We start from the raw sequence: 531 nt of genomic DNA, 5'->3' as shown, positions 1-531 counted from the left end.
TGGTTCATCACCTACTCTCCCCGTGCCGCCTTACGACGGTCCTCTCTGATTTTGAAATACAGGTTCGTCAGGTACGTCAGCAGACCAAACAGCAGACTCCCCAGCACGCCTATTGCCGCCCACTGAGACGGGGAAACCCTGTCCAGCAGCTGCAGGAACCAGTAGCCCGTCCCCACCGCTGACGTGGTGTATGACACACCTGTTGTGATTTTTTCCATCTGGTACATACCCCGTCTCCCGCAATCCGGAAGCTCACAACATGAAAAAGGCCAGCAGTACTTTACTGATGGCCCTGACTCACCTTTACAGCATTGTGCCAGGTTCGGGTTGTGCTTCAGTCGCATCAACCACCGGTGATTCCGGCTGAATATCGCCGTTTTCTGAGGTGATATCTTCCGGTTGCGGTTCCGGCTCTGGCTGTTCGCCTGGCTGCTCGCCCAGTAGCGTATCCAGAATCGCATCCACCTCCGCTTCTATCTGCGCTTCAAATGTCTGGCGGACTTTCTGTTTCAGTGCTCCACGCACATCTTC

General features: G+C 55.0%; 2 protein-coding genes. Both read right to left on the bottom strand.

Annotated features, from left to right (window positions below; translation table 11 throughout):
- Positions 1-11 precede the first annotated feature (11 nt).
- Entirely contained in the window at positions 12-227 is a 216-nt protein-coding gene (locus tag K0039_RS20535) for a class II holin family protein (RefSeq protein WP_000284510.1), read from the bottom strand.
- 76 nt (positions 228-303) lie between these two features.
- A partial coding sequence (locus K0039_RS20530) for a DUF826 domain-containing protein (protein ID WP_228106799.1) occupies positions 304-531 on the bottom strand: 228 nt, incomplete at its 5' end.

This window comes from Terrisporobacter mayombei (assembly GCF_020748465.1).
Taxonomy (GTDB): domain Bacteria; phylum Bacillota; class Clostridia; order Peptostreptococcales; family Peptostreptococcaceae; genus Terrisporobacter; species Terrisporobacter mayombei.
The sequence above is the reverse complement of the archived record's forward strand: the minus strand, read 5'-3'. Positions and strand labels throughout refer to the sequence as shown.

Excerpts from the sequence above, each read along its gene's own strand:
- K0039_RS20535 (WP_000284510.1), bottom strand. The coding sequence starts at position 227 with ATGTACCAGATGGAAAAAATCACAACAGGTGTGTCATACACCACGTCA.